Origin of the sequence: Microbacterium phyllosphaerae, assembly GCF_017876435.1 — a bacterium.
Taxonomy (GTDB): domain Bacteria; phylum Actinomycetota; class Actinomycetes; order Actinomycetales; family Microbacteriaceae; genus Microbacterium; species Microbacterium phyllosphaerae.
This window is the reverse complement of record NZ_JAGIOA010000001.1, coordinates 2,099,193-2,115,289: the sequence shown is the minus strand read 5'-3', so window position 1 is coordinate 2,115,289 and position 16,097 is coordinate 2,099,193. Positions and strand designations below refer to the sequence as shown.

At 67.9% G+C, this 16,097-nt stretch carries 13 protein-coding genes; 4 read left to right on the top strand and 9 right to left on the bottom strand.

The features are described from left to right. Positions 1-3: 3 nt before the first annotated feature. From JOF42_RS09795 to JOF42_RS18215, 3 genes are all read left to right on the top strand, one after another. Positions 4-2,103, top strand: a complete 2,100-nt coding sequence (locus JOF42_RS09795; RefSeq protein WP_210097690.1) for a S9 family peptidase — start codon at positions 4-6, stop codon at positions 2,101-2,103. A gap of 211 nt (positions 2,104-2,314) precedes the next feature. Beyond that, positions 2,315-2,518 (top strand): type IV toxin-antitoxin system AbiEi family antitoxin domain-containing protein, encoded by a 204-nt coding sequence (locus JOF42_RS17930; RefSeq protein WP_245340776.1) that lies wholly within the window; start codon positions 2,315-2,317, stop codon positions 2,516-2,518. Next, positions 2,515-3,147 (top strand): endonuclease domain-containing protein, encoded by a 633-nt coding sequence (locus JOF42_RS18215; protein ID WP_307803579.1) that lies wholly within the window; start codon positions 2,515-2,517, stop codon positions 3,145-3,147. Before JOF42_RS17930 ends, JOF42_RS18215 begins: the two co-directional genes overlap by 4 nt. Positions 3,148-3,249: 102 nt before the next feature. Here JOF42_RS18215 and JOF42_RS09785 read toward each other — a convergent pair whose 3' ends face one another. From JOF42_RS09785 to truB, 6 genes are all read right to left on the bottom strand, one after another. Next, positions 3,250-4,278, bottom strand: a complete 1,029-nt coding sequence (locus JOF42_RS09785) for an ATP-dependent 6-phosphofructokinase (protein WP_210097689.1) — start codon at positions 4,276-4,278, stop codon at positions 3,250-3,252. Between the two features lie 222 nt (positions 4,279-4,500). Next, positions 4,501-6,645 carry a DEAD/DEAH box helicase gene (locus JOF42_RS09780; RefSeq protein ID WP_210097688.1) on the bottom strand — a complete coding sequence of 715 codons (2,145 nt, stop codon included), beginning with the start codon at positions 6,643-6,645 and terminating at the stop codon, positions 4,501-4,503. A 208-nt stretch (positions 6,646-6,853) separates the two neighbouring features. Beyond that, positions 6,854-7,807 carry a bifunctional riboflavin kinase/FAD synthetase gene (locus tag JOF42_RS09775; RefSeq protein WP_210097687.1) on the bottom strand — a complete coding sequence of 318 codons (954 nt, stop codon included), beginning with the start codon at positions 7,805-7,807 and terminating at the stop codon, positions 6,854-6,856. Then, positions 7,804-8,250, bottom strand: a complete 447-nt coding sequence (locus JOF42_RS09770) for a hypothetical protein (RefSeq protein WP_245340775.1) — start codon at positions 8,248-8,250, stop codon at positions 7,804-7,806. The genes JOF42_RS09775 and JOF42_RS09770 overlap by 4 nt, the downstream gene beginning before the upstream one ends. A 53-nt stretch (positions 8,251-8,303) precedes the next feature. Further along, entirely contained in the window at positions 8,304-8,672 is a 369-nt protein-coding gene (locus JOF42_RS09765) for a hypothetical protein (protein WP_210097686.1), read from the bottom strand. Then, positions 8,669-9,562 carry a tRNA pseudouridine(55) synthase TruB gene (gene truB / locus JOF42_RS09760; protein ID WP_210097685.1) on the bottom strand — a complete coding sequence of 298 codons (894 nt, stop codon included), beginning with the start codon at positions 9,560-9,562 and terminating at the stop codon, positions 8,669-8,671. The genes JOF42_RS09765 and truB overlap by 4 nt, the downstream gene beginning before the upstream one ends. Positions 9,563-9,595: 33 nt before the next feature. On the opposite strand from truB, the gene JOF42_RS09755 reads away from it, so the two are divergent. Then, entirely contained in the window at positions 9,596-10,495 is a 900-nt protein-coding gene (locus tag JOF42_RS09755) for an HhH-GPD family protein (RefSeq protein ID WP_372443553.1), read from the top strand. 9 nt (positions 10,496-10,504) lie between these two features. On the opposite strand, the gene JOF42_RS09750 is transcribed toward JOF42_RS09755, so the two are convergent. The 3 genes from JOF42_RS09750 to infB form a co-directional block, all read right to left on the bottom strand. After that, entirely contained in the window at positions 10,505-12,637 is a 2,133-nt protein-coding gene (locus JOF42_RS09750; RefSeq protein WP_210097684.1) for a helix-turn-helix transcriptional regulator, read from the bottom strand. Between the two features lie 133 nt (positions 12,638-12,770). Further along, on the bottom strand, positions 12,771-13,205 hold the full coding sequence (gene rbfA / locus JOF42_RS09745) for a 30S ribosome-binding factor RbfA (RefSeq protein WP_056308204.1): 435 nt from the start codon (positions 13,203-13,205) through the stop codon (positions 12,771-12,773). Between the two features lie 71 nt (positions 13,206-13,276). After that, a complete protein-coding gene (infB, locus tag JOF42_RS09740) occupies positions 13,277-16,060 on the bottom strand; it encodes a translation initiation factor IF-2 (RefSeq protein ID WP_210097683.1) in 2,784 nt (927 codons plus the stop codon). Positions 16,061-16,097: the final 37 nt, after the last annotated feature.

Below are 16,097 nucleotides of genomic sequence, written 5' to 3'. Positions count from 1 at the left end.
GCCGTGACTGATGCCCCGACCGCAGACCGCCGCTCGACTCTCCGCACTCACCACGGCGACACCTTCGACGACCCGTACGAATGGCTGCGTGAGAAGGACTCCCCCGAGGTGATCGCGCACCTCGAAGCCGAGAACGCACACACCGAGGCCGAACTCTCCCACCTCTCCGAGCTGCGCGAGACGCTGTTCCAGGAGATCAAGGGGCGCGTGCAGGAGACCGACCTCTCCGTGCCGACTCGGCGCGGAGACTGGTGGTATTACAGCCGCACGGAGGAAGGCGCCCAGTACGGAATCCATTGCCGCACCGCGGCCGCCGAGGACGACTGGACTCCCCCGGTCCTCGAACCCGGCGTCGCCGTCCCCGGAGAGACGGTTCTGCTCGACGGCAACGTCGAGGCCGAGGGCCACGAGTTCTTCTCGCTCGGCGCGTTCGACACCTCTGACGACGCGACGAAGCTGCTCTGGGCGACGGATTTCGAGGGCGACGAGCTCTACACGGTCCACGTCCGAGACCTCGCCACCGGAGAGACCCTCGCCGACGAGATCCCCGACACGGGCGGCGCGTTCTTCACGCCGGACGGCACCGGCGTCCTCTACACGACCAGGGACGACGCCTGGCGCCCCGACACGCTCTGGCTGCATCGCCTCGGCACTCCCGTGTCTGACGATGTGAAGCTCTTCCACGAGCCCGACGAGAAGTACTGGCTCGGGGCCGGGATCACCCGGAGCCGCAAGTACCTCGTGATCGCCGTGGGGTCGAGCATCACCAGCGAGGAGTACCTCGTCGACCTCTCGGGCGACCTGACCGCAGCCCCCGAGATCGTGTGGCCTCGGCGCGAGGGTGTCGAGTACTCGCTCGAGCACGCCGTGGTCGACGGAGAGGACCGCCTCTACATCCTCCACAACGACGACGCGCTGGACTTCGAGCTCGTCTCGGTCGCGGCATCCGCGCCCCAGGGGGATCGACGGGTCGTCCTCGCGCACGAGCCGGGGCGGCGATTGCTCGGCGTCGACGCGTTCCGGGATTTCGCCACGGTCGAGTACCGCAGCGAGGGGCTCGAGCGCGTCGGGCTCCTCGACTATGCGACGGATGCCGTGGAGGACATCGTCTTCGATGAGCCTCTCTATTCGGCAGGCGTCAGCGGCAATCCCGAGTGGCACTCGCCGTTCCTCCGCCTCGGCTACACCTCGTTCTTGACGCCGGGAACGGTGTTCGAGCTCGACCTCGCGACGCGCGAGCTCGAACTCCGCAAGCAGGTCGCGGTGCTGGGCGGCTACGACCCGCTCGACTACGGTCAGCAGCGCGCCTGGGCGACCGCATCCGACGGCACCCGGGTGCCGATCTCGCTGGTCTGGAAGCGATCCTTCGGTGAGCCCGGCTCCGAGGTCCGCCCTGTGCACCTGTACGGGTACGGATCGTACGAGCACTCGATCGACCCGGGTTTCTCGGTCGCTCGCCTGTCGGAGCTCGACCGCGGAATCATCTTCGCGGTCGCCCACGTGCGCGGAGGCGGCGAGATGGGACGCCAGTGGTACGAGGACGGCAAGCTCCTGAACAAGCGCAACACGTTCACGGACTTCGTCGCCTGCGCCGAACATCTCGTCGAGCAGGGCATCACGACACCCGAGAGGCTGGTCGCAGAAGGCGGCAGCGCCGGCGGCCTGCTCATGGGAGCCGTCACAAACCTCGCTCCCGAGCTCTTCGCCGGCATCCTGGCCGCAGTGCCTTTCGTCGACGCACTCACGACGATCCTGGATCCCTCGCTCCCCCTGACGGTGATCGAATGGGACGAGTGGGGCGACCCTCTGCACGGCGCAGACGTCTACGAGTACATGAAGTCCTACTCGCCGTACGAGAACGTGCGCGAGGGCGTCCGGTATCCCCGCATCCTCGCGGTCACGTCGCTGAACGACACCCGCGTGCTCTATGTGGAGCCGGCCAAGTGGATCGCGGCGCTGCGCGTCGCAGGGGCCTCGGACGCACTGCTCAAGTGCGAGATGGTCGCCGGGCACGGTGGTGTGAGCGGGCGGTACAACTCGTGGAAGGAACGCGCCTTCGAGCTGGCGTGGATCCTCGACACGGTCGGGCTCGCCTCGCGCTGACCCCCGCTGTCGCTACGCCCCCTGTCTCCCACCCGGATTCAGGACGACCGGCTGAGATCAGGAGACTTCGCTCAGAAGTCTCCTGATCTCAGCCCGTTCTCCTGACCTCGCGCCAGCCGATCTCTCCTCCACAGATCGGCGATGGACGCAGATCCCTGCACAATCTCCCTGCGGCGGGCCATGGAGAAGCGAAAACCCGCAGAGTGGAGACATGAGTCTCGAGGACTGGCTTCGAACGCACGACGGAGCGGCCCACACGACGGAGATCTACGCCGCGGGCTTCAGCCGATATGTCGTCGCCACTGCGGTCGATTCCGGGCGGATGCTCCGGCTCCGCCGCTCCTGGATCGCATCGAAGAGTGCGATCCGGAGGTTCTCGCCGCTGTCGGAGTCAGCGGTCGTCTCACCTGCGTGACCGCCGCGCGGAGACTCGGGCTGTGGACGCCCGCCCATGAGCGGGTGCATGTCGCCGTCGCGCCGACCGCGGCACGATTCGATTCCGCCGGTCTGCGGGTGCACTGGTCGTCGGGACCGGCGCCGACGGGGCAGCACTGCGTCGTCGATCCGCTGATCAACGTGCTCCACGAGGTCGCACGATGCCAGGAACCGGCCGCAGCCCTGGCGGTCTGGGAGTCCGCGCTCAACCAGCGGCTCATCGCACCTGAGCTCCTGGGCCGCGTCGAGTGGCGGAGTACCAGGGGATCACGCATCGCCGCCGTCGCCGGCCTCCTGTCCGATTCCGGACTCGAAACCCACTTCGTCGTCCTGATGCGCGCGATCGGCGTGGACGTCGTTCAGCAGGTGTGGATCGACGGGCACCCACTCGATGCACTGATCGGCACGCGGCTCGCGGTGCAGCTGGACGGATTCGCCCATCACAGCAACGCGTCCGATCGGCGCCGCGACATCGAAGCAGATGCACGACTCAGCCTGCGGGGCTACACCGTGCTCCGTTTCGACTACCACCAGATCCTGTTCCGACCGGAATTCGTGCAGAGCGTCGTACGCGCGGCGGTCGCTCAGAATCTGCATCGGCCGGGCTGAGTCTGCGACCGGCCCACCTCAGGAGAAGCGTCCGAGAACAGGAAAGACCGACGCGGATGCTCCTGATCCGCGTCGGTCCTCCTGTTCTCAGTACCTGGCGGCTCAGCCGAACAGGGCGGCGGCCTCGTCGTACCGGCTGCGGGGAACCGTGTTCAGCTCGCCGAGCGCCTCGGCGAAGGGGACGCGGACGATATCGGTGCCCTGCATGGCCACCATCTGGCCCCATGCCTGATCGACGATCGCATCGGCGGCGTGCAACCCGAGGCGCGTCGCCAGCACACGGTCGAACGCGGACGGAGAGCCGCCTCGCTGGATGTGGCCGAGGATCGTCGCACGCGTCTCGATTCCGGTGATCCGCTCGATCGCCGGTGCGAGCTGGTCGCCGATGCCGCCCAGACGGGGGCGGTTGAACGCATCCAGCCCCTTGTCGCTGTAGGCCTCGTCCATGCCGAGCAGCTTGAACCCCTCGGAGACCACGACGAGCGGCGCGCGACCGCGATCGTGGGCGCTCGAGACGAGCTCGGTGATGTCGTCGATCGACATCGGCACCTCAGGGATGCAGATGGCGTGGGCGCCCGCCGCCATACCGGCGTGCAACGCGATCCAGCCGACGTGGCGTCCCATGACCTCGGCCACCATGCAGCGCTGATGCGAGTCGCCGGTGGTACGCAGACGGTCCATCGCATCGGTGGCGATGTTCACCGCCGTGTCGAAGCCGAACGAGTAGTCGGTGGCACGCAGGTCGTTGTCGATCGTCTTCGGCACGCCGATGACGTTGATGCCGTCCTTCGCGAGACGGTCGGCGGCGGCCAGGGTTCCCTCGCCGCCGATCGCGATGATGCCGTCGATCTTGTGCCCGTAGAGCGTCTTGGCGATGTTCTCCGCCCCGCCGCGCACACCCTCGTAGGGGTTGGTGCGGCTGGTGCCGAGGATCGTTCCGCCGACCTTCGACAGGCCCTTCACCTCGTGGCGGGTGAGGGGGAAGAAGTCTCCGTCGACCACACCGCGCCATCCGTCGCGGATGCCGACGAACTCGAGGTCGTAGGTCGTGGTGCCCTTGAGCACGATTCCGCGGATTACCGCGTTGAGTCCGGGGCAGTCGCCACCGCTCGTCAGAATGCCGATCTTCATGCTTGCCTCAGACGGGTTCAGGGAAAGGGGGAAAAGGCGACGCTGCCTGCGATCGACACTAGCGCCCTGATGCGCGCAGGCGCCATTCGAGGCGTCGAAAACCGAAGATCTTGCGGTCGTTTCGGGACGATTTGCAAGAAATGCCTCGCGTCGGCGATGAGAGCGAGAAATCGGCGCCAAGAACCGTGATTCTTAACGCCGATCTTTCGAGAGCTTGTCCCGTCAGGCGGCTCCGAGCGCTTCGCGCAGGAGGTGCATGAGCGCACCGAGCTGCACGGGTTCCGCAGCCGCGTCATCGATGGCCTCGCCATCGAGCGCCCGCGCCGCGAGTCCCTGCTTCTGATCGATGAGCTCGGCGATCTTCGCGTCGACGGTGTGCGCCGCGATGATCCGCCATGCCGTGACCGGCTCGTCCTGCCCGATGCGGTGCACCCGGTCGATCGCCTGAGTCTGCTCCGCGGCGGTCCAGGACAGCTCTGCGAGCACGACGTTCGACGCCGCCTGCATGTTGACGCCCACGCCCGCCGCCGTGAGCGAGCAGACCGCGATGCCGACGTCCGGATCGCTGTTGAAGTCGTCGATCGCCTGCTGACGCGCCGTCGAGGTCTGGTCGCCACGGATGGACACTGACCGGATGCCGGCGGAGGCGAAGTGGGCTTCGGCCTGGTCCATCACGTCGATGTGCTTGGCGAAGAACACCACCTTGCCCACCGAGCGCTGAAGCTGTGCCGCATAGTCGGCCGCCAGGTGCGCCTTCGCCTGTCCGATGCGACGCACCATGGTGAAGACGTTGTCGCCCCCCGTGCCGGCGGCCTTCGACTCCTCGAGCTCGTTCTGGGCCACGAGACGGACGATGTCCTCGTCGATCTCACCCGGCGCGAGCCCGCGGTCGCCGCGCGCCTCGATGATCCGACGGTAGCGGGCGGCAAGGCGCTCGCCGAGCTCGCGCTCTGCCTGGCGGATGCTGCGCCCGAACTCGTCGTCGAGCTGCACCGGCAGATCGGCGATGAGCTTGTCGGGGAGATCGGCTGCGACGTCCTTCTTCTTGCGACGGACGATGCCCATCGAGATCACGGCTTCCCGCGCCTCCGGGTAGAACGACTTGTCGGCCGGCGTGAAGCCTGTCGCGTCGAGCTTCTCCATCAGCTCGGGGCCGGGCTTCTCTCCCGTCGTCCAGCCGAGGAAGCGCCAGATCGCGTCGAAGTCCTCGACGTCGTTGATCAGGGGCGTTCCGGTGAGGGCCAGCATCAGCGGGTTGCCGCCAGGCGTGCGCTCGCGCACGCGGTTGGCGAGCGACAGCACGTTCTGGGAGCGCTGCGAGCTGAGGTTCTTGATGAAATGCGCCTCGTCGACGACCATTCCACGCAGACCGATCGATGCGAGCCACGACATGTGACGATCGAGGATCTCGTAGTTCACGATGAAGATGTCGGCGAACGCGTCGATGTCGGCGCCGTCGCCCTGGATGACGGTCGCTCGGCGCTGCGGTGTCCAGCGCTCGACCTCACGCGCCCAGTTCATCTTGACGACGTTGGGCACGACGACGAGCAGCGGATAGGCACCCGCGACCGACGCGGCGAGAACGGACTGAGCGGTCTTTCCGAGACCGGGCTCATCGGCGAGGAGGAAGCTGCGGTGACCTTCGCGCACAGCCTCGAGGAAGCGCGACTGGTGCACCATGACCTCGAGCCCCTTGGGCGAGAGGTGGTCGTACTCGGGAGCGGGCGGCAGATCCATGCTCGCCGCGCCTCCCCCGGCGCCCGTCTCGAACGCCTTGTAGAGCGGCCCCATGAGCTCCCAGCCGTCGAGACGACGGCGCGGGGTGGTGCTGGCTCGAGGAGTCAGATCCGGGGCGAGGAACGGGTTCGCGAGCTGGCGCGCCTCGACCGACGGCGGCGTCACCTGACGCTCGGCGATCGCTGCCGAGACCACCGAGGTCTGCACCGGAGCGACATCCGCGATGATGAGCTCTTCCGGCGCGAGTTCCGCGCCCGACTCGAGCAGCCAGTCTCGACGCATGCGCTTCGCCACCGGCGAGGTTGCCTGATCGGCCTCGAGCAGCTGGATCAGCGACGTGTCGCGCGCAGCGGTCTTGGCGAGGATCGTCGCGACACCGTCGAGCCGCTTGAGCAGCTCGGCGCGGGCGGCATCGGCGATCTCGGCATCCGCCTTCACTCTGGCGCGCTCTTCGCGCACCAGGAAGGCGATCACCTGGAACTTCACCCGATTCGTCGGGCCCAGTTTTCCCCGCTGCGACTTCGCCTCGATCTCGCGCACCTTGCGCGCGAGGATCGGGATGAGGGGCGCCTCATCGTCGCGACGAGACGTCTTCTTGCGCCGCGATGCGGCAGTCGCCGTGGTCGGCATGCTCCTCCTGAGCGTGAAGGCCGAGCATCCACAGGATGCGGCAGCCGTTCTCGATGTCCGCGTGTGGCGTGAGCCAGGACCGTACGAACAGTAGTTCCGGTGGCCATCGACGCGCGAATCACTCGCGAGATTCGTCAACCACCGAGGACCATTCTACGCCATGCCGACCATCGGGCCGAGATCACGTCACGGAGAGTTGGGGCGGCGTTCAGCTTCTCGGCGCCGCGAGCACCCGTTCGGCGTCGGTGACGTCGGCCGTCATCTGCGACTTGAGCTTCTCGATGCCCTCGAATGCGACCATGCCGCGCAGACGCTCGACGAACTCCACCGTCACGTCGTGGCCGTACAGATCCAGATCGGTCTCGCCGATCACGTGCGCCTCGACCTGCCGCTCGAGCACGTCGTCGAACGTCGGATTCGTGCCGACGGAGATCGCCGCCCGGTGACGTATCCCGGTCTCGTGGTCGACGAGCCATCCGGCGTACACACCGTCACCCGGCACGAACGAGTCGACCGAGGCCGAGAGGTTCGCGGTCGGGAATCCGAGTTCCCTGCCGCGCTTGAGACCGTGCACGACCTCGCCACGCACATCGACATTGCGGTCGAGCACACGTGCGGCCGTCGTGACATCGCCGTCCATCAGCAGTTCGCGGATCCAGGTCGACGAGACGCGCCGCTCGGAATCGTCGAGGAACACGTCATCGACGACCTCCACGGTGAATCCGAGCCGCGGCCCCAGCTCGCGCAGCAGCGCAGGGGTTCCCGCCCCGCCACGTCCGAACCGGAAGTCCTCGCCGACGAGCACCGTCGACACGCGCAGCGCGCCGACGAGGATGCTGCTCACGAAGTCCTCGGCGCTGCGCGCGGCGAGTTCGGCATCGAACGTGAGAAGCAGCGTCGCATCGAGCTCAAGCTCGCCCAGAAGCTCGATCTTGCGGTCGACGGTGACGACGTTCTCAGGGCACCGGTCGGGGCGCAGGACGGCCAGGGGATTGCGGTCGAACGTCACCGCGACGGTCTTCAGGTCGGAGGATGCCGCGATCTCCTTGAGGCGTCGGATGACCGCTCGATGCCCCGCATGCACTCCGTCGAACTTGCCGATCGCGACGGCGGAGGGGCCGAAGTCGTCCGGAACCTCCTGAGGGTCGCGGAAGACGATCATGCGGACACCTCGGCGGAGGGAGCCTCCTGTGCATCGAGCGCCGGGCGATGCGTGCGCAGCCACCAGATACCGAAGATCGGGAGCACGAGAGGGATGAACACGTAGCCGCGCCCGAACATCGACCACACGGTGTCGTGCGGGAAGAGGTCGGGGAAGAAGATGCTGAGCGCGCCGATCACCAGAACCCCGGTGAGCTCGAACACGATCGCGACCCACGCCACGGCGTACCAGCCGCGGCGGTTCGCCAGCACGAGCGCCAGGGTCGCGAGGATGTACACGACGGCAGCGAGCGCCGAGAGCGAATACGCCAGCGGCGCCTCGTCGAACTGTCGGAAGATCTGCACGAAGCTTCGACCGGTCGCCGCGAGTGCCATGACGGCGTAGACGATCACGAGGACACGGCCGATGCCGGTCATCCGGGAGGTGGGGACGGTGGTGCTCATAGCTCCACCCATTCTAGGTCCGGGCCGAGGATCCCGGATGCGCACGGAGACGCTCAGGCGACCTGCACGGTCCAGATGACATGCATGCGCCACACCATGATCGCGACGGCGAACGCCGCGACTCCGAGGATGACCGTGCTCCATCTGCTTCGCTCCATCAGCGCCCAGAGCACGGCGCCGATCGGCAGCAGCACGGCGGAGACCAGATACACCCAGTACTCGAGAAGGTCGCCGGTGGGCGGGTTGCCGGTGAGGGGCGAGACGACCGCGGTGATCACCTGCACGATCAGGAGCAGTTCGACGAGCGCGAGCGCGCCGACCGACCAGTCGCTCGGTCGCCGACCGATCAGCCCGAGAGCCACGCAGAAGAGACCTGCGGCCGCCGCCGCGACCACCTGGACGATCGTCAGCCACAGGATCATCGGGACACCTCCGGCATGTTCATCGCGCTCTTCAGATCGGCGCCGCGCTTCTCGACGACGCCGACGAGCACACCGTCTTCGTCGATCGCTGCCGCCAGGGCGCCGCTCAGCCGAGAAGCCTGGTCCGTCAGCCGTTTGCCATGTCGGAGGTCCCGAGCATCAGCATTCGAGACGGGGAGCGGATCGAGCACTCGAACAGCTGCGGCGGCCGGGGTCAGCAACACGGCTTCCGCGAGATCATCCACCACCACGGCGTCGGCGACGTCGAAGTCGCCGACCCTGGTGCGCCGCAGCGCGGTGAGATGCCCGCCGAGTCCGAGTCCCGCGCCGAGGTCGCGCGCGAGCGAGCGGATGTAGGTGCCGGACGAGCAGTCGACCACGACGTCGAGATCCAGGAACCCTTCGCCGGCGCGCTCGGCGAGGACGTCGAAGCGGGACACCGTGACGTCACGGGCGGCGAGCACGACCTCCTCCCCCGCGCGAACCCGGTCGTAGGCACGGCGGCCGTCGACCTTGATCGCCGACACCGAGCTCGGCACCTGCGAGATCGCTCCCGTCAGGGCGGCGATGCCCGCCGTCACGCGCTCGGGGGTCACGGAGTCCCACGCCTCTGCGGGCGCGTGGGTCAGGATGTCGCCGTCGGCATCGTCCGTGCTCGTCGTCTGCCCGAGTCGGATCGTCGCCTCGTAGGTCTTGTTCGCCCCGACGATGTAGGTGAGCAGGCGCGTCGCGCCCTCGACCCCGATCACCAGCAGGCCCGTGGCCATCGGATCGAGCGTGCCCGCGTGGCCGACCTTGCGGGTGCCGAGCGCACGGCGAGTGCGTGCGACGACGTCATGGCTGGTCAGTCCAGCGGGCTTGTCGACGAGAAGGATGCCGGGCGAGACCATCCATCAAGCCTACGGTGCGCTTAGGCTGTCGAAGTGCCCTCGACACCGCATCCGATCGCTGCGACGACGCTGCCTCTCGCGGAATGGTATCGAGGTGCCGCACGCGATCTGCCGTGGCGCCGCCGCGAATTCCACGACGAGTATGCAGCCTGGGGCACGCTGGTCAGCGAGTTCATGCTGCAGCAGACACCCGTCAACAGGGTGATCCCGCACCTGGAGGCGTGGCTCGCTCGCTGGCCCACACCCCGCGCTCTGGCCGCCGCGTCGCCGGCGGACGTCGTGCACCAGTGGGCCAACCTCGGCTACCCCCGCCGTGCACTGTGGCTGCACAGGGCAGCCATCGAGATCACCGACCGCCATGACGGTGTGGTGCCGCGAGATGTGGACGCTCTGCTGAAGCTCTCGGGAATCGGCGACTACACCGCCAGGGCCGTCGCTGTCTTCGCCTACGGCGATCGTCACCCCGTCGTCGACACCAACACGCGCCGAGTGCTCGCTCGCGCCGTACTCGGCCAGGCACAGCCGGGATCTCCTTCCCGCCGCGACCTCGACCTCATGGACGCGATGCTCCCCGTCGACGATGCCGACGCCGCTGTGTTCAACGCTGCAGCCATGGAGCTCGGAGCGACGGTGTGCATCGCTCGCGCGCCACGATGCGAGGCCTGCCCTCTGATCGAGACCTGCGCCTGGGTCGCGGCCGGACGCCCTGACACCGGCGACACCCGCCGGCGCCAGGCGGCCTTCGAGGGCTCGGACCGGCAGGCCCGCGGCGCCGTGCTGCGCCTTCTGCGTGACGCCGCACCGCGCGCGGTGCTCCTTGAGACCGTGCTTCCCGAGTGGCCGGATCCGCTTCAGCGCGACAGGGCCATCGACTCGCTGATCGCCGATGGCCTGGCCGAGGCCGACGGCGAGATGCTGTCCCTCCCCCGCTGACCCCGTCGCTCAGACGTACTGACCGATCCGATGCGCCAGTACGGTGAGTTCGACCCGCGTGCGCACCTCGAGCTTCGCGAACACGCGGCCGAGATGCACCTCCACCGTCCGGACCGAGACGTGGAGCGAATCGGCGATGTCACGGTTCGATGCCCCTTCGACGACGAGCATCGCCACGTCGAACTCTCGGGCGGTCAGCACGGACCGCCAGACTCGCCGACAGGATGCGAGTGGGTCCCCGACCACGACCGTCGGGCGTTCCTGCGTCCCGAGCCGACGCAGCCGAACCTCGACGGCGCGCGCCCACGCGTCGGCACCGGACAGCTCGAGCAGCTTGACCGCGGTGGCCAGGTGCTCACGCCCGAGCTCGACGTCGCCGCGAATGAGCGACCGCGTGCCGATCATCGCTTCGACACGTCCGCGTGAGAACGGAGAGGTGAGAGTCCTCGTCTCGGCGACCACGCGGTCGCGTTCCATGCGCCAGTCCTCATCGGAGCAGCCCGTGATGCGAAGACGCAGCTGCTGTGCGAGTGCGATCTCCGGCGGTTCGATCCGGTGCCGATGACGCAGCGCAGGCTCGGTGACCACGATCGCCTCTTCGAGCCCGGGCACGGACAGGGTCGTCTGCGGTGCCCCGCGATCCCGCCAGACTCGCATGCATGACGCCGCCTCCTCCGATGCGCCGTCGAGGAATGCTTCGATCCCGCGATCGACGAGCTGGTCGATGCGCACGGGAGCGGGCAACGCTGCGGTGAGGGATCGGGCGAACGGCCCGAGCCTGCCGAGCACCGCGAGATCGAGGCGACGAGCGATGACGACTCCGAGACCGGCGAACGGGATCGCGACGGGAAGCTCGAGTGATGCGCGGATCATCCTGTCGCGCGCGGCACCCATGTCTCCTCGCCACATCAGCAGAAGCACCTCGACCACCGCGCGGTAGGCGCCCACCAGAGGGCTGGCCTCGAAACCGGCGACGAACGGATCGACCTCGACACCGATGCCCGAATCGCCGACGGCGAGAATACGCAGACCGTGGTCGACATCTCCGTCGATCGCAGCATGCAGCGCCTGGAGCATTCCCCCGGTGAGAGGCCCGGCTCCACGCACGTCGTCGACGTCATGGTCGCCCAGGACGAGCCAGGCGAGGGCCACCACCGGATCGCGGAGCTCGTGTTCCGCGCCGGTGCGCGCTGTACCCTCGCGCAGAGCCTCGAGCCACGAGCGCATCCCCAGCCGGTCACCTCGTTCCGCGCAGAGGACCGCCGCGAATGCTGCGGCACGCGCCCAGGAATACCAATGCTCCGGATCGTCGCCTCGCGGCCTGAGAGCATCGAGATCGACCTCGGGCACCGCACCTCGCAGGTGCGCCTGCGCGACGAAGAGCCCGCCGAGCCCCTGCAGTCGATATCGTTCCTCCCCGCCGGGGAAGAGTCCGGCGAGTCGTCTGGCGGCTTCGACCGCGTACCCGGCGGCGATCGCCGCGACGCCGGCGACGAGCGTGGCCTCGTCGCGATCGGTGCCCACCGTGTGGGCAGCAGCCTCCGCCGCGAGATGGAAGGCCCGCTCGCTCAGCCCGGCCTCCGAATGCTCGCGTGCGATGCGCGTGAGTTCGTTCGCCGTGGTGGGATCCAGGCCGGTCGATGCACGAGCGCGATGCCAGTCCGCATCCACCCTCTCGCCTCGGCGATGGAAGACCCGGTGCAGTCGTCTGTGCACCCGGGCCGCCGACGTCGTCGACGTGGTCGCCCGCAGCCAGATGGCGAGGCGCGGATCAGAGAGCTGCACCCGACCCGCGTGCATGTGGATCAGAGGCCCGATCGGCCCCGCTGCGATGTCGGCAGCCGTCCGACCGTCGAAATCGAGGAGCGGATCCAGCCTGTCGTCGAGCCGCAACGAGATCGCCACCAGCAGATCGTGATCGCGCGGATCGACATCGAGGCCCGAATACAGCGCGTCGATGCCCCCGACCATCGGCAACGGCATCGGGAGCGGCCTCAGACCCGCTCTCTGAGCGGGGTCGAGTCTGGCTGCGACCTCTCTCACCGACGATCGGTCGGCCGTGACCTCTGCGACGATCCTGGCGACGACGTGCGGCGCGCAGCTCAAGTCGTTCTCGAGAAGGTCCTCGAGGATGCCTTCCATCACCGCGGACGCGACCGAAGCCGCCCCGTGCGCACTCAGAACGTCGATGCCGAACCCCCCAGCCCGTACGAGCATCCACTCGCTCAGCAGAGGTTAGCAACGACGGCACGCCCTCACTGGAGCGTGCCGATATTCAGGATTGCGTGTCGTCGTCGTCCTGGCGGATGTACGGGTCTGCGTCGCCTGCGTGGGATGCGGAGGAAGCGAGCTTCGCCACATCGGCGTCGCGCTGCTGAGCCTCGCGGAGGAGCGCCGAGATGTGATCGGCGTTCTCCGGCAGCGCGTCGGGGATGAACTCGAGAGTCGGCACCAGGCGAGTGCTCAGCTGCTTGCCGACCTCGCTGCGCAGCATCCCGGTGGCCGAGGTCAGTGCCGCTCCGCTGGAGAGTCGCTCCTCCTCAGTACCGAGCACCGTGTAGAACACCGAGGCATGCTGCAGGTCGCCGCTCACACGGACATCGGTGATCGTCACGAAGCCGAGGCGCGGATCGCGCAGACCCTTCTCGAGTCGCTCAGCGAGGATCACACGAATGCGATCGGCCAGACGGGCCTGTCGTTCTCCAGCCATTGTTCTCTCCCTCTACGTACCCTTCGGGCGAGGATGCATGATGCACCCTCGCCCGAAGATATCGAACTCGATCAGCCGCGAGGCTTCTCGATCAGTTCTGTCGTCTCGATCTCGTCACCGATCTGGATGTCGTTGTACTTGCCGAGGCCGATACCGGCCTCGTAGTCCGTACGCACCTCGGTGACGTCGTCCTTGAAGCGACGCAGCGACTCGATGGCGAGGCCATCGGCGAGCACCACACCGTCGCGGATGACGCGAGCCTTGGCGTTTCGCGTGATCGTTCCCGACCGCACGATGACACCGGCGATGTTGCCGAACTTCGAGGAGCGGAACACCTCGCGGATCTCGGCGACACCCGACTGGATCTCTTCGTACTCCGGCTTGAGCATGCCCTTGAGCGAGCTCTCGATCTCGTCGATCGCGTTGTAGATCACCGAGTAGAACCGGATGTCCACGCCCTCACGCTGAGCACGCTCGCGCGCCTTCGTGTCGGGGCGGACGTTGAAGCCCACGATGATCGCGTTGTCGATCGTCGCCAGGTTCACGTCCGACTCGGTGATCGCACCGACACCGCGGTGGATGATGCGCAGCTGCACCGAATCATCGACCTCGATCTTGAGGAGCGACTCCTCCAGCGCCTCGACGGCACCGGAGACGTCACCCTTGATGATGAGGTTGAGGGACTCGACCTTGCCGTCTTCGAGAGCACGGGTGAAGTCCTCGAGCGAGATGCGCTTGCGGGCCTTGGCCAGCTGGGCGTTGCGCTCGACCGCTTCACGCTTCTCAGCGATCTGACGAGCCATGCGGTCCTCTTCGGTGACGATGAACACGTCGCCGGCGCGGGGCACGGAGTTGAGTCCCTGCACCTGGACCGGGCGCGACGGGTAGGCCTCGAGGACCTGCTCGCCGTTCTCGTCAGCCATGGCACGCACGCGGCCATAGGCGGTGCCGGCCACGATCGCGTCACCGATCCGGAGCGTTCCGGACTGGATCAGCACCGTGGCGACCGCACCGCGGCCCTTGTCGAGCTTCGCCTCGATCGCGACACCACGGGCACCCTTGTTCGGGTTGGCCGTCAGGTCGAGACCCGCGTCAGCCGTGAGCAGCACGGCGTCCAGAAGGTCCTGGATGCCGGTGTTGGCACGTGCCGACACGTCGACGAACATGACGTCTCCGCCGTACTCCTCGGCGACCAGACCGTACTCGGTGAGCTGCTGACGGACCTTGGCCGGGTTGGCGTCGGGCTTGTCGACCTTGTTGACCGCGACCACGATCGGCACGTTCGCCGCCTGGGCGTGGTTCAGCGCCTCGACCGTCTGGGGCATGATGCCGTCGTCGGCTGCGACCACGAGGATCGCGAGGTCGGTGACCTGCGCTCCACGCGCACGCATGGCGGTGAACGCCTCGTGACCCGGGGTGTCGATGAAGGTGATGGCACGCTCGATGCCCTCGTGCTCCGTCCACACCTGGTACGCACCGATGTGCTGCGTGATGCCGCCGGCCTCACCATCGATGACGTTGGTCTGACGGATCGCGTCGAGGAGTCGGGTCTTACCGTGATCGACGTGACCCATGACGGTGACCACCGGAGGACGGATCTCGAGGTCGTCCTCGCTCTCCTCCTCGAGCTCCTGCTCGAGGTTGAGACCGAAGCCCTCGAGGAGCTCCTTGTCCTCATCCTCGGGCGAGACCATCTGGATCTTGTAGCCGAGCTCGGCACCCAGGACCTCGAACGTCGCCTCGTCCAGCGACTCGGTGGCCGTGGCCATCTCGCCGAGGTTGAAGAGGATCGTCACGAGGGTTCCCGGCTGAACCGTGTAGCCGGTCAGCGTCTCGATCTTGTCGGCGAAGTCCGCGATGGACGCACCACGGCGCATGCGGATGACTTCTCCGTTACCGCGGGTGACGTTGACGCCACCGACGACCGGAGCGCTCCGCATCTCGAATTCCTGCCGCTTCGCCCGCCGCGACTTGCGCTGCTTGCTCTTGCCGCCACCCTTGCCGAAGGCACCTGCGGTACCTCCACCGGGACCACGACCGCGACCGCCGCCGCCACCGGGGCGACCTGCGAAACCGCCACCGGGACGAGCGCCGGGGCCTGCACCGGGTCCACCGGCACCGCCGGGACGACCGGGTCCACCCGGACGCTGCTGGAACGGAGCACCACCGGGACGACCACCCTGGCCTCCGCGCGGAGCGCCGGGACGAGGGGAACCGGGACGAGGTGCACCCGGACGCGGGGCGCCGGGACGAGGAGCCTGCGGACGCGGGATGTTACCCGGCGTCGGGCGCTGGCCCATGCCCTGCGCCGAGGCGAAGGGGTTGTTCCCCGGCCGCGGGCCGGTGGGACGCTGTCCCATGCCCTGCGCGGACGAGAACGGATTGTTGCCGGGGCGCGGGGCTCCGGGCTTCGGCGCGCCACCGTCGTTCGACTTCGGCGCAGCGGGTCCGGGGGTCGCCGCTGCCGGAGCAGCAGGCTCTGCCGGAGCCTCGGCAGCCGGTGCAGCGACGGGCGCCTCCGGTGCGGGAGCCTGCTTGGGGCCGGGCTTGGGACCGGGGGTCGGCGCGCCGGGCTTGGCTGCGCCGGGCTTCGCGGCACCGGACGCAGCTGCGCCGGGCTTCGCGGATCCGGGCTTCGCTGCAGCGGGCTTCGCTGCAGCCGGAGCCACATCGGCCGATGCCTTCAACGAGGCGTCGGACTCGATCGCGGCGCGCAACTTGCGCGCCACCGGCGGTTCGATGGTCGAAGAGGGGCTCTTGACGAACTCTCCGAGTTCCTTGAGCTTTGCAAGTGCGATCTTGCTGTCGACGCCGAGTTCAGCGGCGATCTCATGTACGCGTGGTTTACCAGCCACAATTCTCCTGTCTGGGGTCGGTCCACCCAGACAGGGC